At 35.1% G+C, this 21,718-nt stretch carries 13 protein-coding genes; all 13 read left to right on the plus strand.

Annotated elements, in window-relative coordinates:
* The first annotated feature begins 360 nt into the window (after positions 1-360).
* The 13 genes from ACODSB_RS22210 to ACODSB_RS22270 all read left to right on the plus strand — a co-directional run bounded on the left by ACODSB_RS22210 (position 361) and on the right by ACODSB_RS22270 (position 21,543).
* On the plus strand, positions 361-1,635 hold the full coding sequence (locus ACODSB_RS22210; protein ID WP_488938629.1) for a sugar isomerase: 1,275 nt from the start codon (positions 361-363) through the stop codon (positions 1,633-1,635).
* A 70-nt stretch (positions 1,636-1,705) separates the two neighbouring features.
* Positions 1,706-3,067, plus strand: a complete 1,362-nt coding sequence (locus ACODSB_RS22215) for an FGGY-family carbohydrate kinase (RefSeq protein ID WP_488938630.1) — start codon at positions 1,706-1,708, stop codon at positions 3,065-3,067.
* A 148-nt stretch (positions 3,068-3,215) separates the two neighbouring features.
* Complete coding sequence (locus ACODSB_RS22220; RefSeq protein ID WP_488938631.1) at positions 3,216-3,971, plus strand: (Fe-S)-binding protein; 756 nt, start codon at positions 3,216-3,218, stop codon at positions 3,969-3,971.
* A gap of 178 nt (positions 3,972-4,149) precedes the next feature.
* The gene (locus ACODSB_RS22225) at positions 4,150-5,553 is read left to right on the plus strand and encodes a lactate utilization protein B (protein ID WP_488938632.1); all 1,404 of its coding nucleotides are present in this window, start codon (positions 4,150-4,152) and stop codon (positions 5,551-5,553) included.
* Positions 5,543-6,130 (plus strand): LutC/YkgG family protein, encoded by a 588-nt coding sequence (locus ACODSB_RS22230; protein ID WP_488938633.1) that lies wholly within the window; start codon positions 5,543-5,545, stop codon positions 6,128-6,130. Before ACODSB_RS22225 ends, ACODSB_RS22230 begins: the two co-directional genes overlap by 11 nt.
* Positions 6,131-6,272: 142 nt before the next feature.
* Positions 6,273-6,734, plus strand: a complete 462-nt coding sequence (locus ACODSB_RS22235) for a hypothetical protein (protein ID WP_488938634.1) — start codon at positions 6,273-6,275, stop codon at positions 6,732-6,734.
* Positions 6,735-7,213: 479 nt separating this feature from the next.
* A complete protein-coding gene (locus tag ACODSB_RS22240; protein WP_488938635.1) occupies positions 7,214-7,753 on the plus strand; it encodes a hypothetical protein in 540 nt (179 codons plus the stop codon).
* A gap of 112 nt (positions 7,754-7,865) precedes the next feature.
* Positions 7,866-8,765, plus strand: coding sequence for a carbohydrate kinase family protein (locus tag ACODSB_RS22245; RefSeq protein ID WP_488938636.1), 900 nt, complete (start codon positions 7,866-7,868; stop codon positions 8,763-8,765).
* A gap of 314 nt (positions 8,766-9,079) precedes the next feature.
* Complete coding sequence (locus tag ACODSB_RS22250; protein WP_488938637.1) at positions 9,080-13,120, plus strand: two-component regulator propeller domain-containing protein; 4,041 nt, start codon at positions 9,080-9,082, stop codon at positions 13,118-13,120.
* Positions 13,121-13,814: 694 nt separating this feature from the next.
* On the plus strand, positions 13,815-15,212 hold the full coding sequence (locus ACODSB_RS22255; RefSeq protein WP_053471970.1) for a hypothetical protein: 1,398 nt from the start codon (positions 13,815-13,817) through the stop codon (positions 15,210-15,212).
* Between the two features lie 45 nt (positions 15,213-15,257).
* A complete protein-coding gene (locus tag ACODSB_RS22260; RefSeq protein WP_488938638.1) occupies positions 15,258-18,290 on the plus strand; it encodes a SusC/RagA family TonB-linked outer membrane protein in 3,033 nt (1,010 codons plus the stop codon).
* A gap of 12 nt (positions 18,291-18,302) precedes the next feature.
* Positions 18,303-19,904 carry a RagB/SusD family nutrient uptake outer membrane protein gene (locus ACODSB_RS22265; protein ID WP_488938639.1) on the plus strand — a complete coding sequence of 534 codons (1,602 nt, stop codon included), beginning with the start codon at positions 18,303-18,305 and terminating at the stop codon, positions 19,902-19,904.
* Between the two features lies 1 nt (position 19,905).
* Positions 19,906-21,543 carry a glycoside hydrolase gene (locus ACODSB_RS22270; protein ID WP_488938640.1) on the plus strand — a complete coding sequence of 546 codons (1,638 nt, stop codon included), beginning with the start codon at positions 19,906-19,908 and terminating at the stop codon, positions 21,541-21,543.
* Positions 21,544-21,718 lie beyond the last annotated feature (175 nt).

A 21,718-nucleotide genomic window follows, 5' to 3' on the forward strand; every position in this document is an offset into this window, starting at 1 on the left:
TTTATAAGTTTGTTTAAGCAAAAGTGGTTTTTTGTGGTCTAGCGTTCGAATTCTTTCGAACGTTAGATTTTTTTAGACATCCCATTTTTATAAGCAGACCAATTACCATAAAATAGTAAAGTTAAACCAGAGTTTAGATTATATAAATTAATCAGCAGAAGTTTTTTAAACACATAGAAACATAGATTTTTTTTCTTGAGTAAAGATTAAAAAGATGACAAGTCATCACACAGAGCTATGTTTATTAATGCAAGTGAAACGCCTTTGAACGTAAAGAAAAACTATGTTTCTATGTGTTAGAAAAATAAACCCAAACGGATAAAATTCATATATTGTAACTCTATTAAAATATCAATAACTATGTTAATCGGATCAAACCACATCGAATCTCATAACGAGGGATTATTAAAAAAACACCAAAACAAACTTGTTTTTACAGCATCAGAAATTGATAATACAGAGTCGATTATTAAAAAACTAATCGATTTTCAAATCGCAATTCCATCTTGGTCTTTAGGAACAGGAGGAACAAGATTCGGACGTTTTGCAGGAGGCGGAGAACCACGTTCAATCGAAGAAAAAATTGAAGATGTTGGGTTGCTTCATAAATTAAACAATGCTTCAGGAGCCATTTCGCTTCATATTCCGTGGGATATTCCACAAGATTATAAAGCAATCAAAACATTAGCGTCACAGCACAATTTAAAGTTTGATGCCATGAACTCGAATACATTTCAGGATCAGGCAGATGCAGAACATACATACAAATACGGATCATTACAAAACGTAAATAAAGCCGTTCGTAAACAAGCTATTGCACACAATATTGAAGTTATTAAACACGGAATCGAATTAGGATCAGAATCATTAACCGTTTGGCTTGCTGATGGTTCTAACTTTCCGGGACAGTTAAACTTCCGTAAAGCATATCAAAACACTTTAGAAAGTTTAGAAGAAATCTACGATGCATTACCTTCAAACTGGAAATTATTTTTAGAATACAAATGTGCCGAACCTAACTTTTATTCTACAACAGTTGCAGATTGGGGACAATCCTATTCTTACGTAAAAAAATTAGGAGACAAAGCACAAACCTTAGTTGATTTAGGACATCATTTACCAAACGCTAATATCGAACAGATCGTTTCCTTATTATTAATGGAAAACAAACTGGGCGGATTCCACTTTAATGATTCAAAATACGGTGACGACGATTTAACTGCCGGAGCCTTAAAACCATATCAATTATTCTTGATCTTCAATGAATTAGTTGAAGGAATGGACGCAAGAGGAATGAACCACGCCAAAGATTTAGGCTGGATGATCGACGCATCGCACAACATCAAAGATCCGTTAGAAGATTTATTACAATCTGTTGAAGCCATTATGATTGCTTACGCACAAGCACTTTCCGTTGACAGAAAAGCATTAGAACAAGCACAGCAGGAAAATGATGTAGTAAAAGCACAGGAAATTCTTCAAAACGCTTTCCGTACAGACGTTCGCGCTCTTGTTGCTGAAGCCCGTTTACGTTCAGGAGCAGCTTTAAATCCAGTAGAATTATACAGAAGCCTTTCTGTTAGAAAAAATCTTATTGGAGAAAGAGGATTAAAAACATTGGCAACGGGATTATAATTATGAGTTTTGAATTATAAGTTAATATCTGTAATTCACAATTCACAACTCACAATTTACAATTAAAAAAATGAATGTAGTTGCAATTTTTGATATTGGTAAAACAAACAAAAAGGTATTTTTATTTGATGAAAATTATAGAATTGTTTGGGAGAAATCAGTCAATTTTGACGAAACTGTCGACGAAGATGGTTTTCCCTGCGAAGATATAGAAGTGCTTAAAAACTGGATTTTTGAGCGTTTATCAGAAATTAAAGCTTTAACCAATTATATTTTAAAAGCCATCAATTTTAGTACTTACGGTGCTAGTTTTGTCTACATTGATAAAGAAGGAAAAGTTTTAACTCCTCTGTATAACTATTTAAAAGATTATCCGGAGGATTTAAAAAACGACTTTTATAAAAAATACAAAGGAAAAGAAGCGTTTGCCGTAAAAACAGCTTCTCCCGTTTTGGGAAGCTTAAATTCAGGAATGCAGATTTACCGTTTAAAAGAAGAAAAACCGGACTTGTTTAAAAAGGTGCAATATTGTTTACACCTGCCGCAATTTCTGAGTTTTCTTTTAACCAATGAAGCTTACGCCGATATTACAAGCGTTGGGTGTCATACCAATCTTTGGAATTTCAAAAAAATGAAATACCATAAATGGTTAAAAAGTGAAGGTATTTCGGGTAAAATTCCGCCGTTTTATTACGGAAAAGATGTTGTCAAAACAAAAGACGGTTTAGCACTAGGCGCTGGACTTCACGATAGTTCATCGGCGATAATTCCGTATACCATAAACTTTACCGAACCTTTCGTTTTATTATCGACAGGAACCTGGAGTATTTCCTTGAATCCGTTCAATAATAAACCGTTGACTTTTGAAGAGTTACAGCACGATTGTTTGTGTTATTTACAATACACAGAAAAGCCTGTAAAAGCCGCAAGACTTTTTGCAGGAAACGAACATGAAGTACAAACCAAACGTTTAGCAGAACATTTTAACGTTCCGGTTGATACGTACAAAGACGTTTATTTTGATAAAAATGTTGTTTCAAATTTACGCGCATTAAACTTTCAAATCATTTATCCTAAAAAATATAATTTTGATATTCTGAAAGAATGTCCATTTCAAAAAAGAGATCTTTCAACATTCAAAAATTACGAAACGGCCTATCATCAATTAATGTTAGATTTGGTAGAACAGCAGGTTTTTTCAACTAACTTAGTCATTCATAACAGCCCTGTGAAAAAGATATTTGTAGACGGAGGTTTCAGTAAAAATTCCATTTATATGAATTTATTAGCCGAAGCTTTTCCGGATGTAGAAGTTTACGCTGCATCGATGGCGCAGGCGAGTGCTTTAGGAGCAGCATTGGCAATTCATCAAAACTGGAATCCTAAACCAATTCAAAATGATTTGATTGATTTGAAGTTTTATAAGCATTGAAATAATTAAAAATTGAGAATTAAAAATTAAAAAATAGATTTTTGTTTCTCGCAGATTTGGCAGATTATGCAGATAAAAAATGTGTAATATTTAAATAAAAATCTGTTTAATCTGCCAAATCTGCGGGCTAAAAATAAAATAATAAAAAATGAAAATCGGACTATTTATACCGTGTTATGTCGATCAGTTTTACCCAAAAGTAGGTATCGCGACATACGAACTTTTACAGAAATTAGGCTGTGAAGTTCATTTTCCGATGGGACAAACCTGCTGCGGACAGCCAATGGCAAACAGCGGTTATGCACATTTAACAAAGGGCTGTGACACTAATTTTATAGCCAATTTTACCGGATTCGATTATATTGTATGTCCTTCAGGAAGTTGTGTGCTGCATGTAAAAGACCATTTGCATGACGAAAAAAATGAAGAAGCTGCGACAAAAATTAGAAACACTGTTTTTGAATTAACAGAATTTATAACTGATATTTTAAAAATTGACCATATCGACGGAAGTTTTCCTTTTAAAGTCGGAATGCACGTAAGCTGCCACGGACAACGTGGATTACATCTTTCTCAAATGTCGGAATTGAATGCAACATTTTTCTCAAAACCAGAACAATTACTGCATAATATTAAAGGATTAGATTTAGTTGCTTTAACGAGAAAAGACGAATGCTGTGGTTTTGGCGGAACATTTTGTGTGACCGAAGAAGCCATTTCTGTAAAAATGGGACAAGACCGAATTAAAGATCACGAAAGCCATAATGTAGATTATATTACAGGCGGCGATATGTCATGTTTAATGCATTTAGACGGAATTTTGAAAAGACAGAAAAGCCGAATAAAAACCATTCATATTGCTGAAATATTAAATTCACTCGAAAACGAAGTAAATTTAAGATAAACATAAATTTCTTTTTCTACCATTAAGATATTAAGTTCATAAAGCTTGACTTAATGCTAAAACAGAGAAACTATTTAAAATTGAAGCTTAATTTTCTTTTATCCTTAAGCATTTAAGTTCATAAAGTTTGGCTTAATTAACTTAATACCTTAATGGTAAAACATTTAACTGACAAAAGATGTCTTCAGAAAAAATAATACAGCACAGCGAAGCCGCAGCAAAGTTCAACAAAGATGTAGAGCGTGTCAATTGGCATGACGAAACACTTTGGTTTGTTCGTGCAAAGCGTGATAAATCGGCATATCAAATTAAGGATTGGGAATTATTACGTGAAACGGCATCCCAAATAAAAGCCAATGTGCTTTCTAATATTCATGATTATTTAGTTGAATTTGAAGCCAATGCCCAAAGAAACGGAATCATTGTACACTGGGCAGCCGATGCAAAAGAACACAATGAAATCGTGCATTCGATCATGGCAAAACATGATGTAAAGCAAATGGTGAAATCAAAATCGATGCTTACTGAGGAATGCCATTTAAATGATTATTTAGCCGAAAAAGGAATAGAAGTTATCGATTCAGATTTAGGAGAATATATTGTACAACTTCGTAAAGAACCGCCAAGTCATATTGTTTTACCAGCCATTCATCTTAAAAAAGAAGACGTAAGTGAAACTTTCCATGAACATTTAGGAACAGAAAAAGGAAATTTTGATCCGCAATACTTAACTGAATCAGCGCGTCATAGTTTACGAAACACCTTCTTAACCCGAAAAGTAGCTTTAACCGGAGTTAATTTTGCCATTGCTGAAACTGGAGAATTTGTAGTCTGCACCAATGAAGGAAATGCCGATATGGGCGCGCATCTAGCCGATGTTCATATCGCGTGTATGGGATTTGAAAAACTGATCCCACAGCGTAAACATTTAGGTGTTTTCCTGAGATTATTGGCAAGAAGCGCAACAGGACAGCCTATAACCACTTTTTCAAGCCATTTCAAAAAACCAAGAGACGGAAAAGAACTTCACATAGTTATTGTCGATAACGGCAGAAGCAAACAATTAGGACGAGAAGATTTTAGAAATTCCCTAAAATGTATTCGCTGCGGTGCCTGTATGAATACTTGTCCCGTTTACAGACGAAGCGGCGGACATAGTTATCACAATGCGGTTGCGGGACCAATTGGTTCTATTTTGGCACCCAATTTAGACATGAGCAAAAATGCCGACCTGCCTTTTGCCAGTACACTTTGTGGTTCCTGTACCAACGTTTGCCCGGTAAAAATTGATATTCACGATCAATTGTACAAATGGCGTCAGGTTTTGGTAAAAGACGGTTATACACCAAAAGGTAAAACAATTGCAATGAAAACGATGGCAACGGTTTTAGCCAATCCAACAATTTTTAATATCGCAGGAAAATCAGGAAGATTTGTAATGAAAAATGTTCCGGCAATGGTCAATAATAAGTTGAATAAATGGTACGATCAGCGCGAAATGCCAGATGTTCCCGAGGAATCTTTTAGAGAATGGTACAAGAAAAATTCGAGAGAATCTAAAGCAAAAGACAATGAGCAGTAAAGCCGAAATTTTAAATAGAATAAAACTAAACCAACCCGATTTAGTGACAGATCTGCCGGATTTAAGTGTTTTAGGTTCAGAAGATTTTGATATACTGGAAACCTATAAAACAGTTTTAAAAGGTATTGGCGGAGATCCTGTTGAGGTTTCTAATTACAGTGAAATTATCAATTATATAAAATCACATTACAATCTGCAAAAGAGATTAATTACAACACTTCCAGAGCTTTCAGAAATCGCTTCATTAGACTGGAACAATGTTGATCCGCATTCGCTTCAGGATGTTGAATTAACGGTTGTAAAAGCACATTTTGGAGTTGCTGAAAACAGTGCACTTTGGGTAACCGATGATATTTTAGGACAGCGAATTGCTCCTTTTATTGCACAATATTTAGCAATAATTGTTCATAAAAATGATATTGTCCGCACGATGCAGCAAGCCTATGAAAGAATAGGGAATCAGGAATATGGTTTTGGAACTTTTATTGCCGGACCTTCAAAAACTGCTGATATTGAACAGTCGCTGGTTTTAGGTGCGCATGGTGCGCGTGGATTGATTGTGTTTTTATTGGATTAATATTTACAGCTTCATCATAAACTGTGTAAGTGTCTTTTGACTTTGCACAGTTTTTTTATTTAATAAATTAAAATTTTTATAAAAGCGTGGTAGAGTTTTACGTTATATTTGTTTAGTATCGTATTAGGTAAAAAGAATAATTATGAAGGCAATAGGACTTAAAATAATTGGTATAATTTCAGCAGTTGTTATCATCTTAGGCTTTTTATTTTTTTTATTTCTACTTTTTGAAGGATATCTTATAAGAAAAGATATTAAGTTAAATGGCAAAGTTACAGTCGGGAAATGTATGTCACACCGCAAATATAAAGGAGCTAAAATTGATTATTTGATTTACAATATTGAAGGAATACGATATAAAGGCGAAGGCGGTTCTTCAATAGGTTCTTCTGAGAGTGTTGGCAGATTCTACAAGATTCGTTATTCTGAAAAATTTAAAGGATCTATAGAAGCTGATTTTGATCAGGAAGTAACAGATACTACAGAAATCTTGAAAGCCGGCTTTACCAAAAGTGATATGTATGCTTTCGCTAATGATTCCATAGCTGCTCGCGAAGCATCACTTAAACAAGAAATTTTTGCAATACTCAATATCAAAGAATAAATATGTTTTTATTGTATTGAATGTGTAGTCCCTACGGGACAATTTTTCGTGTGTGATCGTGGAATGCTACCAATATTTAATCTCTCCGAGATATTTCATTGAAATAAATAACGTTACAGATTACTCCGTTAGGAGTTTTATATGGGTAGAAAAAATAATAACATTACCCGTTAAGCATACCCCGTTAGGGGTTTCATATCGGTAGAAAACAATAGCATTACGAGTTAAGCATAGCCCGTTAGGGGTTCAATATCGGTAAAGAATAAAACGACAGTAGAAATACTCCACTAGGAGTATATGGTCGGTAGAAAAAAATAAAATTTCAATACATAACAGATACTCCGTTAGGAGTATTTGATTCATTACAAAAAAATAATAATTATATAAAAAGAGGATTTTTAAATCCTCTTTTTTTTAATAGTAGATTTGCTAAAATAAAGTTTTAACCTAGAAAAAATCTTAATTAGTAATTTATAAATATGAAGAAAATTTTATTGATCGTTTTAATTGTTTCCTCTTTCATTAGCTGTAAAAACAACGATGCTGAAAAGATAGTTGAGAAAAAAACTACGATCATTTCAAATAAACCTCAAGAAAATATTCAAGATGATAAAAACAATTACAAGGAAAATAATGAAGATAAACTTCTGGATTCTATAAAGACAAAATTTTCAAAAGTTTACGAGTTTAAGGAATTAAATGATGATGAAATAACAACTCAATGGCTAGGAATTACATATTTAGAAAATAATTGTATTGATTTTTATCTTTATAGCGATACTTCTCCTTGTACAACAGAATATTATGGGAAAGCTTGTGCCATTAAAAATGATACAATAAATACTGTAGAGAAAAACAATGTTGATAAACTCATATTTATTAAGGAAGAAAAAGAATATAAGTTGTCTATAATTTTGGACAACAAAAAGAATCAGGCAATAATAGATTATATACGGAAAGATTCCCTTGAAACAGATTGTCTTCCAGTTGATGATACCGTTATGAAATTAATGAAGTAATAAAAAAGAGGATTTTTAAATCCTCTTTTTTATTATACAATAACTAATTCCTAGGTCAGTTTTAATTAAAAGTATAACTTTATATTTCAGGATTAACAAAAACAAATTAGGAATGAGTAACGAAAAAAAGCTTAAAGCGATTGCGTACGGAGAAGTGCTGTGGGATATTTTTACCAACGAAAAAAAGATAGGCGGCGCACCGTTGAATGTAGCTTTGAGAATGAAATCATTAGGCTGTGATGTTGCCATGATTAGCTGTGTAGGAAATGACGAAGACGGAAAAGCCATCATAGAAACCGTAAAAAAATTAGGACTCGAAACCGCTTCCATAATTACCTCAGAAGATTTCCCAACCGGATTAGTAAATGTAACTTTAGACAAAACCGGATCTGCAACTTACGAAATAAAATATCCATCGGCTTGGGATAAAATTATATTAAATAACGAAGCAAGAAAACTTACTAATGATGCTGATGTTTTAATTTACGGAAGTTTGGTCTGCAGAGATGAGGTTTCCAGAAAATCATTAGAAGAACTTTTACAAACAAATACTTATAAAGTTTTCGATGTCAATTTAAGAAAGCCACATTATACCTATGAAATCCTCGAGCAATTAATGAAATCAGCCAATTTTGTTAAGTTCAACGACGAGGAAATTTTAGAAATATCCTCAGCTTTAAATTTCCCACATACCGATTTAAAAGAGAATATGAATTTCATTTCTTCTTTGGCAGACGTAAAAGGAATATGCGTTACAAGAGGTAAACACGGAGCTTTACTATTATGGGAAGGCACTTTTTATGAAAATAATGGTTATCCAATTGTGGTTGCTGATACTGTTGGCGCCGGAGATTCTTTCTTAGCCACTTTAGTAACCTCTTTACTTACGGATAAAAAACCGCAGGAAGCTTTAGATTTGGCTTGCGCAATGGGCGCTTTGGTTGCTGGTTCGCCGGGTGCAAATCCGAAAATTTCTTTATCTGATATTGAGAATATAATGAAGGAGAAATAGAGTAATTTCACTTTTCTATTGTTTATCTTCAAAGTTTGTCATTCCGAGGAACGAGGAATCTTCGTTGCAAGATCGACAAAGATAGGATCGGAGCTACTCGTGAAGATTCCTCGTTCCTCGGAATGACAAAATTGCGAAAAGATGATGGTTTTATGTGAAAACATTTTATAGGTATAACTTTATTAAAAACAATCAACCGCTATAAAAATCCTATAAACAAAGGGCAAAATATAATTTTTATATTGTAATTTTTGTAAAATACTGTCAAATTAGCTTATAATTGTACTTTTTACAAGTATTTAAAAAATTACACTTTGAAGCATTTTGTTCTATATCTTCTACTAATAAGCTTTTCATTTTCAGGATATTCGCAAGATTATCCCGTTAAGTTTTTGGATATATCTGACGGATTATCAAATAATTCCGTAACTACGATATTTCAGGACAGCGAAGGTTTTATGTGGTTTGGAACTTACGATGGCTTAAACCGATACGACGGCTACAATTTCAAAGTTTTTAGAAACCGAATCAACGATCCAAAATCATTATTGTTCAATGCGATTTACAATATCGAAGGCGATTCTAAAAACAATATTTGGGTAGGAGGAAACAACGGAGTCTGTATTTACAATAAAACTTCTGCTACATTTCATTCTGTCGAATATACTTCTTCAAACAAAAAGAAAAAATCTTTAAAAGATATTGTACATCAGATGCGTTCCGTTTCTGATAAACTTTTTTTAATTGCTTCTCAAAATTTAGGATTAGTTGCTTTTGAAAATGGTTCGTTTGTGGGAAAACCAATTCCGCTTACCGTTTTAGGAAACCAAATCAACGTCAATAATTACGACGCCATAGCCATTCAGGAAAATAAGAACAAATCCGGAAGCTGGGTTTATATTCGAAATGTTGGACTTTGCAATTACACTTATAAATCACAAAAATTACAAGTTGTTTTTCCGCTTTCGATTGGCGTAAAAGCAATGAAATTATCTTTAGATGGAAATCTTTGGTTCGGAACAGACGAAGGACTTTTTCTGTTTAATACTAAAACCGGAACACTTTCAGATAATTATTTTTCAGGCAAATGCAGCGTAACCGATATTCTCTTAGATAAAAAAGGAGAAATCTGGGTTACAACAGACGGCTGTGGCATTTTTCAGGTTATTGGAAACAATAAAAAAGCCGTGCCTTATAATTCTATTAAAAACAATCAACTGGCAAAAAGCAATTCGGTTTGGAGTTTATACGAAGATAAATCAGGAAACAAATGGTTTGGTTCCCTTCGCGGCGGAATCAGTATGCTGAGCGATACTCCAAAATATTTTAAAAGCATTAGATACAATGGAAAAGATCCTGCCGAAAATTTTATTCTGTCTTTTTGCGAAGATGAAAAAAAGAATTTATGGGTTGGAACAGACGGTGCAGGTTTAAAATATTGGGACCGAAAAAACAATACTTATATAAACTACAACAAGGCGCTTTCAAGCAGTTTTATTACAGGAATAGTTCGCGATAACAATAATGATATCTGGCTTTCGACCTGGGCTGGCGGCGTAAACCGAATCAATAAACAAAATAATACCGTAACCAAATTCTCTTGTTACAATCCGCACACTAAACAAGTGGAGAAAAACATTTGGTTTGTTTACAAGGATTCTAAAGCAAATATTTGGGCAAGTGCGACTAATGAAGGCGCTTTGTATCTTTTTGACCGAACACAAAACAATTTTGTTCTTTTTGATAAAAATGTGACCAACCTGCAATCTATTATAGAAACAAGCGATGGAAAGCTTTGGGGAGGAAATTATACGTCTTTATTTTCCATAGAAAAAAACACCAAAAAGATTACCAAAACCACAATAGGAAATCCTGTTCGATGCATTCATGAAGATAAAGACAAAAATCTTTGGTTAGGAACGCAGGAAGGCGGTTTGCTTTTGTTTGATAGAAAAACAAATAAATTCAAAAGATTTACATCTGATGACGGACTTCCATCCAACACCATTTTAAGATTATTTGAAGATAAAGAAGGGAATCTCTGGATGAGTACCTATAATGGTATTTGCCGATTTGACAAAAAGAGAAAAACCTTCCGCAATTTCTCTGTAAACGACGGACTTCAAAGCAATCAGTTTAGTTTTAATGCCGGTCTTCAGTTATCGACAGGAGAATTTCTTTTTGGCGGTATAAACGGTTTCAATATCTTTTTTCCCGAAGCCATAAAAGGATTCAATCAAAAGAATAATGTTTTACTGACTGATTTTTATGTAAACAATCAGCCAATAGAAGAAAGCAAAGCAGAAATTACAACCGATTCCGAAAAAATAAAAGAAGTCGAACTGGCTTACGATCAAACCACTTTATCTTTAGAATTTGTTGCTTTAGATTATAATAATGCCGACAAAATAAATTATGCTTATTTTTTAGAAAACTGGGACGAACAATGGAATTATGTGGGTCAGGCCCGAAAAGCAAATTACTCCAGACTTCCCGAAGGAAAATATACTTTTAAAGTAAAAACAACCAATTTTAAAGGAGGCTGGAACAAAGAAGTCAGCCTTGTTTCTATACAAGTTCTGCCGCCTTGGTACAGAACCTGGTGGGCTTATTTATTGTATATTTTGAGTATTGCAGGACTTCTTTTCGTTTATCTGGATTATCATAAAAACAAAGAAAAGCTAAAATATAAAGTCAAAATTGCCGAACTGGAAAGCAAGAAAGAAAAGGAAATTGCCGAAAAGCAATCTTCGATGTTTACTTATATTTCGCATGAATTTAGAACGCCGCTTTCGCTGATTATAAATCCGTTGAAAAAAGCAGTTCAGAAAGAAGATGTTCAAAATGGTTCTTCGGGAAGTGATTTGGCAATTGCACACCGAAATGCCAGAAGACTTTTAAGTTTGGTAGATCAGCTTTTACTTTTTAGAAAAGCAGAAAATGATGCCGATTCATTACGTTTATCTCCAATAAATGTAAATAACCTTTGTAATGAAGTGTATCAATGTTTTGTAAATCAGGCAAAAGATAAAAACATCGATTATAATTTTACGATTCCGGATCATGAAATTGTGATTATTGGTGATTATGAAAAAATTGAGATTTCGTTATTCAACTTAATGTCTAATGCTTTTAAGTACACACCAATTGGCGGAGAAATAAATCTTATAGTAACAGAAAGTGAGGATGAGGTTTTTCTTGAAATTGCTGATAACGGCGACGGAATCGAGAAAAAAGATATTGAAGTTATTTTCGAAAAATTCAAACAAATCAATTCAAAAGTTTCAATTGGAACAGGCTTTGGAATCGGACTTTTTATTGTCAAATATTTTGTTGACAAACACAAAGGCAAAGTAAGCTGCGAAAGTGAAATTGGAAAAGGAAGTACTTTTAAACTGACTTTTCTGAAAGGAAACAGCCATTTTGAAAATGTCGAAATTACAAATGATGCTCCGCAAAGAAGCCAGTTATTTGATGAATTAATAATTGATGATGCCGAAGAAAACAATGCAGCCTCAAATACTATAGTTTCAGAAAGTGATTTCCAAAAAATCATGCTTACTGAAAAACGCACCGTTTTAATTATTGATGATAATGCCGAAATCAGAGCCTATCTGATAAAATTATTCTCAGAAAACTATGTCGTTTACAGTGCCGAAAATGGAGAAGAAGGTTTAAAACTGACCAAAAAACACATGCCGGATCTTGTAATCAGTGATATTACAATGGAAGAAATGGATGGTTTAGAATTATGCCGAAAAATAAAAGAAAGCAACGACTTGTCTCATATTCCGGTAATTCTGCTTACCGCTTCCAAAAATCCTGAAACTCATTTGCAGGGAATAAATGATGGTGCCGATGATTATATCACAAAACCATTTGATGATGATATACTTAAAGCGCGTGTGGAATCTTTACTGCGAAATAGAAGTAACCTGCGAACTTATTTCTTAGACAGCATTACACTTAAGGAAAACACCCAAAAAGTTCCGGTAGAATATCAGGAAATGCTAAAAAAATGTATTGACATTGTAGAAGCCAATATTCATAAAAGAGATTTTACCATCAAAAACTTCGCACTCGAAATGGGAATGAGCCACAGAACGCTTTATACCAAAATCAAAATCATTTCGGGACAGACTTTAAATGCTTTTATACGTTCAGTCCGTATTCGAAGAGCGGCGATGTTAATGCTCACCGAAGATATGAATATTACGCAGGCAAGTGCCGAAGTTGGGTTTGAAGATCCAAAATATTTCAGACAGCAGTTTGTAAAACTCTTTGGAATGACACCATCAGAATACATTAAAAAATACAAGAGTTCTTTCAACTCAGATCTCAATATTATCAAATAATAAGGTTTTTTGTCATTTCGACCGAAAGGAGAAATCGCACTCGTAACTCGACAAAGCATCTCTCCAATCTTTGTCGACAACCTTGTGTGATTGCTTCGTTCCTCGCAATGACAAACGGAATTCTTTAAAAAAACATGAAATTTAATAATTACATATTATGTAAAAATATGCTGATATTTTTTCGTAGTCCTTAAAATTTAACTCAAAATAATGGTTAATTGCAAATTTGACCTCCTTTTTTTTCCATTTTACCCCTGCTGGAAAGTTTGAATTAAACATTTCTTTGCAGTAATAGTAATGAAGTTAGTCATATTACTATATTATAATCATAAGTGTTTGTTTCGATAAGTTTTTATCAGTTTAAAAAATTGAGCCTTTTTTAAACATTAAGTAAGAGTTGGTTTTACAGTATAACTTATCATACCCGCAGCTCTTAAAAACTGCGGGTAAAATAACAAACAGCAAGATTCAATAAAGAAGAAAGAAAATAGAACAAAGAGGAAAGATCAAAAAGAAAAAAATATACTAACAATTAACCAAACTCACCAATATGAAAATAACCAGATAACCAATTGCAGTCTGTTTAGCCTCAGGAACAGACAAGACCAAACTTAAAAAATGACCTACAAGTTTAAACCAACTTACGTTTTTAGAAAACGACAAACTAACTAAACCTAACTTTAAAAATTAAGAAATGAAAAAAAATGTATTTTTATTTTTTCTTACCCTTTTTGCCATCTTTTTTACCGGATGTCAAAATAACGAATCAGGATTTCCAAGTTCTGATAATCCTACGGTAGTGGTATCAACAAAAGAAATTTATGGTGCACCAAGCAGAAAATTTGAAATCAAAGCCGCTCTGGCTGATGATTTAGGATTAAAAAGCGTAGAGATTCAAATTCCGGAATTATCGCTTGATAAAGTAATCTCATTTGCAACAGATCCTCTTTTAAAATCATACGATTTGAGTTACTTTTTTGAAGTTCCGGCAAACAGAGGAACTTCTGAAGCATTCAAAATAAAATTAATTATTACAGACGTTTCGGGAAATGTGGTAAATGAAGAAGCAAACCTGCGTTTAGACGGTGAATTTGCTGCTCCATCCATAACAATGGTTACGCCAAAAGAAGGTGCCGTTATCTTGTTATCTACAAGTAACCAAATGCCGGTAAATTTTGTAGTAAACGACGATTCTGGAATTGATTATGTTCAGGTGAAATGTGAAGCGCTTGGTATTGACGAAACTGTTACGTTAACAGGTTCGCCTCAATCGTATACTTTCAATAAAACGTATACACTGCCTGTAACTGCTGCAGATTATGTGTTGACCATTACAGCAAAAGACAAATTTGCGATTCCGAATACTGGAACTTTAAGCGTAAATATTGTAGCGACAAACGAATATCCAGCCCTTTATTTATGCGACCAGCCAAAAGGTACAAACCTAACAACAGATGCAGTTGGAGTTCCGATGTATTTCCACGAAAAAAGCGGACAGGATTTCGAATTCAAATACTACGCAGATAAAGACAATAAAGAAATTTATTTCTTAGGTCAGGAATCCGATTTTGCACCACATTGTTTTGGATTGAATACTTCTGGAGAATTAGTAGACGATGTTGCTTCAACGGCAATTATTCTTCCAACAAAAGGATATTATAGTATCAAAGTAAATCCAAATACTTTAAAATATACAGCCACAAAATATACACCTTCAAGCAAAGTCTGGGCAGATATCGCGAACGGATTATGGCATGATGATGAAGCTTTAAGAAGACCATTCGTGAGTGTTTGCGGCGGCGGAATTCAGGGTGCAGATTGGGATACATGGACGGCTTGGGTTCAAACAGGACTGCATTTAGCAAATAATCCAAACAACCCTTATCAATTAGTGGGAGAATATACTTTGACAGGACAAATGGAAGCAACTTTTACAGGTCAATGGTGGAGCCCTTCATGGAGATTAATTAAAAATGGTATTTGTACCATGTCGCCAGGAGAAAACGGAAATGCGAAATACCCAGCAGCGGCCGGAGTTTACAAAGTAGTTCTTGATACAGAGTTAGAGAGAGTTTTTATAACAAAGAAATAATTTGTTATCAGGCTTTTATAACATTAATAAATAAAACATCTAAATATGAAATTTAAATATATATGGTTTTTTATTGCCCTTTTGTGTACTGCTGTATCATTTGGACAAATAAAAATAAAAGGAACTGTTAAGGACAAAGCAAATGTACCAATTCCGGGAGTAAACGTAATTGTAAAAGGAACTTCAACATCTGCTGCGACTGATTTCGACGGAAATTATACAATCAATATTCCAAACAAAAATGCACAGATCGAGTTTTCATTTGTTGGATTTACTTCTCAAGTTGTATCAGCAGGTGATAAATCAGAAATCAATATTGTACTTCAGGAATCAAGCCAAGCCTTAGATGAAATTGTGGTTGTAGGTTATGCCGCTGTAAAAAAGAGCGATGTAACGAGTTCAATTTCTTCTATAAAAGGAAAAGAATTACAAACCATGACAGTAGGTAACGTAACCGAATCATTACAGGGAAAAGTTTCCGGAGTTCAGGTTACAGGTCAAGGCGGGCCGGGCGCACAGCCAAGAGTTTTAATTCGTGGAATTTCTACCGTAAACTTAAGTACAGATCCGCTTTATGTGGTGGACGGAATTCCAATGGGAACGAGCATCAACTTCTTAAGTAATAACGAAATTGAATCTATGGAAGTTTTAAAAGATGCTTCGGCAAGTGCTATTTATGGTTCTCGTGCATCAAACGGAGTTATCCTGATTACAACCAAAAAAGGAAAAGTTGGAAAAACAAGATTCAATTTTGATTTGAGTTCAGGTATGCAGATCATGAATAATCCCTATAATATGGCTGACGCCGAAGGTTATGCAACGATAATGAATAAGGCTTACAACAATTCAGGCTATTCCGATTATCTGCCAAATCCTTCTCAATACAAAGGAAAAACAACAGACTGGTGGAGAGCCGGAATTAAAACCGGAACTCCTGTAACGAATGCTTCTTTTGGAGTAAGCGGCGGTTCAGACAAACATACGTATGCTATAAGTTTGAATTACTATAACTCAGAGTCTATGTACGGAATAGGCGGATGGGAAAGAGTGACGATGAGAATTGCAAATGATTTTAAATTCTCTGATAAATTCTCAGCCGGAATCACTTTAAACCCTCGTTACGAAACTTGGGGCGCTCCGGGAAACTGGGCAGATTTTGATAAAATTGACCCAATTACGCCAATTTACAAACCTGCAGATCAGTTAACAGGATTAGAAAATGAATACAGTATTTATGCCCGTTCGCCATCATATATATGGAACCCGGTTGCAGCCGTAAACCGTTACGATGATTACACAGATCAGTACAATTTAAATACAAACGGATATTTACAATACGAACCAATAAAAGGGTTGGTAATTCGTACACAGGCTTCTGTTGAGGTTGGAGATAAAATTTGGAGCAAATTTACTCCAGATTTCGTAATCGATGCCGCACACGAAAAAGCAGAAATCAACACTATCGAAAGAAGAGCTACAAACAACGTAGACTGGACGTGGCAGAATACTGCAACATATACTAGAACATTTGCAGGAAAACACAATGCTTCTTTAATGATTGGTAACACAATGGAAGAATACAACGGAAACGATGTTTGGGGTTACGGAGAAGGCGTGCCAAATAACTCAGATTCTATGAGAGAGTTAAATGCCGCAACTAAAAACCGTAACAGCGGCGGAAACAGCTGGTCAAGTTCTATAATGTCTTATCTCTCACGTTTTTCTTATAACTACGATGGTAAATATTATTTCACAGGAACTTTTAGACGAGATGGTTCTTCAAAATTCATGGCCAATAACAAGTGGGCAAATTTCCCTTCGGCTTCTGTTTCATGGAGAATTTTAAACGAAGGATTTATGGAACCTACAAAAGACGTTTTAAGCGATTTAAGATTTAGAGCTGGATGGGGTAAAGTAGGAAATCAAAATTTACCAAGCGCTGTTTATCAGTCAAACATTGGTCAGGGATTTTATATAATCGACGGGCAGGTTGTCGATACTTCATTTCCTTCATCAATGGCAAATAAAGATATTAAATGGGAAACGGTAGAAGATGTGAGTTTTGGAATTGATTTCGGATTATGGAAAAATAAACTTTCAGGATCATTAGAATATTATCAAAAGAAAACACACGATATGTTATTCCTGAAACAGTTTCCAACCTACAGCGGATTCCCGGGATTTTCTACCATGTGGACAAATGTTGGTTCCATGCAGTCAAGCGGTATCGACTTATTGATTTCTTATAAAGATAAAAAAGGCGATTTCTCATACGGAGTAGACTTAACTTTTACAACCGTAAATGTCGAAATGCTGTCATTATCTTCTGAAGGAGAAAAATTATACGGAGCAAGCAACAGAACTTTAACTGTAAAAGGCGAAGAACCGGGATATTTCTACGGATATGTTGCAGATGGTTTATTCCAAAATCAAACCGAATTAAATTCTCATACAGACGAACACGGAACAAAATTACAACCGTATGCACAATTGGGAGATATTCGTTTTAAAGATGTAAACGGCGACGGAAAACTGGATGATAAAGACAGAACGAAAATTGGTTCTCCGTGGGCAGATTACAATGTAGGTTTGAATTTAAATTTTGGATACAAAAACTTTGATTTAGTAGCTAACTTTTATTCAAGTATTGGAAATGATATCGTAAACCAAAACATTTCAGATTTATACAACGGAGCAAGTTTAACAAACAAAGTAAACGGTTTAGATCAAATGGCCTGGCACGGTGAAGGAACTTCAAATTACATTCCGCGTTTATCAAAAGACGACAATAATGAGAACTACACAAAATTCTCCTCTCTGTATGTTGAAGACGGTTCTTTTGTACGTATGAAAAACCTTCAGTTAGGGTATTCATTCTACAACAAATTTGGTTTAGATAAATTGAGAATTTCGTTATCTGGACAAAATTTATGGACATGGACAAACTACTCTGGAGTTGATCCTGAAGTAGCCGGCGGAGATCCTAATACAGGAGACAGAGTAAAAGGATCAGGTTTTGGCGGATGGAATTATCCTGTACAGCCAACAATCCTGATGGGTCTTAATGTTGCATTTTAATAAAAAACGATCATGAAAAAAATACTAGTATCCATAATAGCTTTAGCTGCATTTACAGTTTCTTGTGACGATTTTATCGAAAAAGAAGAAAGAGGAACGCAGACTTTAGAAAACTATTTTCAAACTGCGCAGGAATGCGAAAACTATGCTAATGAATTAACACAGCGTTTGTTATTAGCAAAAGACTGGTGGACATTAACGGCCCCGAGAGTTACCAACGAAATGTCTACAGATGATGCCTGGATGGGTAACACAGGACAGGACAGCGGTGCGCACAGACCTTGTTCTCAATACATCATTACGCCGGATAATATGGGAGATATGAACAGTATTTATACCGCTCATTTTTACACCATTCAGTCAGCAAATATTGGTTTAGAGAAAATGGCAAACTCACCAATTTCTGATGCGCAGAGAAATCAATATATGGGCGAATCATTATTCGTTCGTGCTTATTGCTATTACGAATTGGTAAACCTTTTTGGCGGAGTTCCGTTATACACAAAATCTTTAGGAACAGGCGATTTAAATTTACAACGCAGTTCTGCTGCAGATGTTTATGCTCAAATTGAAGCCGATCTTAAAGAAGCTGCATCAAGATTAGAAAGTGCTTCCGTAAAAAGAGACGGAAGAATAAACAAATGGGCAGCATATGCATTATTAGCGCGTGTAACTTTATTTCAGGAAAAATGGGCCGATGCCAAATTATATTCCAACAAAGTAATTACAGAAGGGCCATTTCAATTAGAAGCTGATTTCTTAAATATCTGGAATGTAAACAATCATAACGGAGTTGAATCAATTTTGGAAGCGCAGTCATCATCTGTACAAGACAAAAGTTTAGGAGCCGCTTTACCAACTTTAGCCGGAGCAAGGGGCGAAGACAAGAAAAATTTCCCAAGCAATGATGCTCAGGATGTTTTGGACGGCTGGGGATGGTGTATGCCAACCAGCGATTTAGAAAACGCTTATTTATCTGAAAATGATGAAATTCGCCGTAAAAGCACCATTACAAAATGGGGAGAACCTGCTTATGGAGATGAGACTTTAAACCCAACACATAAATTCAGTTTAAACGATAATAAATCAGGACGTATCTGTCGTAAATATTATATTCCAATTGCCACACGTCGTGCATTAGATAAAAAAGATGGACACTTACCATTAAACATTCCGTTGATTCGTCTGGCAGAAATGTATTTGACAAGAGCAGAAGCCAATTACCATACAGGCGGCGACGCTTTGGCAGATATCAATATCATCAGAGCGCGTGTTCAGTTAACACCAAAAACAGGAATTTCTGGTCCAACGCTTTTAAAACAAATCTACAAAGAGCGTCGTTTAGAGTTAGCTTTTGAAGGATTACGTTTATTTGATATTCGTCGTGAAAAAGATCCAACAACAGGAAGACCGGTAATTGAATCTTTAATGGGGCCAAACGGAACTTTTGTTCAGTACAACCTGAATTCTACAGATCCGTATGAAACTACAAATACAAGAGAATCACAAGACAAAGGAATCAATTTTAATCCGGCTAAAAACTTATTGTGGCCAATACCACAACTAGAAATTGACTTAAGCGGCGGACTAATCACTCAAAATCCTGGTTATTAAGATGAAGTTTTTAAATAACAATAAAGTAAGTCTGCTGTGTGCAGGCTTGCTTTTCGCCAGCACTTTATTAGTAAGCTGTGATTCTGAAAACAACGGAGATTCAAATTCAGAATCTGGTACGAAAGAATTAAAGGTAAATCTGGATATGCCTTTGCAGACAATGGAAAGTTTTGGAGCTTCTGATGCTTGGCAGTGCAACTTTATCGGTAAAAACTGGCCTTCAGACAAAAGAAACAAAATTGCCGATTTATTGTTCAGCAAAGATTTTGATGCCGATGGAAACCCAAAAGGAATCGGATTATCATTATGGCGTTTCAATCTTGGAGCAGGAAGTTCAGAACAAGGCGATGCCAGCGATATTACAGACGAATGGAGACGTACAGAATGTTTTACAACAGATGGTGTAAGCTACAATATGAACAAACAAGCCGGACAGGTTTGGTTTATGAAAGCAGCCAGAGAACGTGGTGTCGAAAAATTATTGGCTTTCACCAATAGTGCTCCGGTTTACTTAACCCAAAACGGAAAAGCACACGCCACCATCAAAGAATTTTACAATTTAAAAGATGGAAAAATGCCAGATTTGGCTGATTTCTGGGCAAACGCTTTAGATAAATTAAAAACAGAACAAGGTTTAACAATCGATTATGTAAGTCCGTTCAACGAACCGCAATACGAGTGGGACGGAACAAATCAGGAAGGATCTCCGGCTACAAACGTTAACATTTACAGCTTTGTAAATGTTTTATCTCCAAAATTGCAATCAAAAGGAGTTGAAGCACAAATCGTAGTGGGCGAAGCAGGAGCTTATGAACCGTTGTATAAAACAGTTTCGGGCAAAGAAAGCAGATCCAACCAAGTCGATTATTTCTTTGGAGCCAATTCAGCTAAAAAAATCAGCGGATTAAGCAACGTAAAGAAAACCATTTCAGCACACAGTTACTGGCAGGCATGGCCTTTAAACGAAATGGTTTCATCAAGACAATTGGCTGCTTCTAGAATTCAGGGAGCAGGAAACATCAGTCTTTGGTCGTCTGAATACTGCGTTTTGGAAAGTCCGGGAACTTCAGAATTACCGGGCGGAGCAGGAGCAGGAAGAGATTTAGGAATGTCATTGGCACTTTGGACAGCAAGAATTATCAATACAGATATTGCAGTTGGCGGCGTTACGTCATGGCAATGGTGGACAGCCATTAGCCGAGGCGATTACAAAGACGGTTTAATTCACGTAGACGATGGCGCAAGCAACGGAGCAGGAAATTCAGATTATTGCAAAAACGATGGTTATATCAGAGATTCAAAAACACTTTGGGCGCTAGGAAACTTTTCATTCTTCGTAAAACCTGGAATGGTAAGAGTTCAAATTCCAAGTGTAGATAATGCCACTTCCGTGAATGATGTAATGGTAACCGCATACAAAGACGCAGCAAATAAAAAGCTGGTTGTTGTTGCCGTTAACATCAGCAAATCGGCGAAAGCCTATAAATTAAATCTTGCTGGAGGAGCTTTAACAGATAATAAATTAACGCCTTATACAACTTCTGAAACTTTGAGTTTGAAGAAAGGAACTGCTGTTGATGCGGAAGGATTTGAGATTCCGGCTAGAGCAGTTGTGACTTATGTAGGGACGTATAAATAAAGGTTCTAAGATACTAAGTTTCTAAGGAACTAAGGTTTTTGAAAAGTTGAGATAAGATTGGACATAACCACAATCTTGTCATTTCGAGGAACGAGAAATCTTCGCAAGAAGCTCGACAAAGATTGTCGCTTTTGATTGTGGAGCTTCTTGCGAAGATTCCTCCTCCGTCGGAATG

Source organism: Flavobacterium sp. FG68 (genome assembly GCF_057808895.1).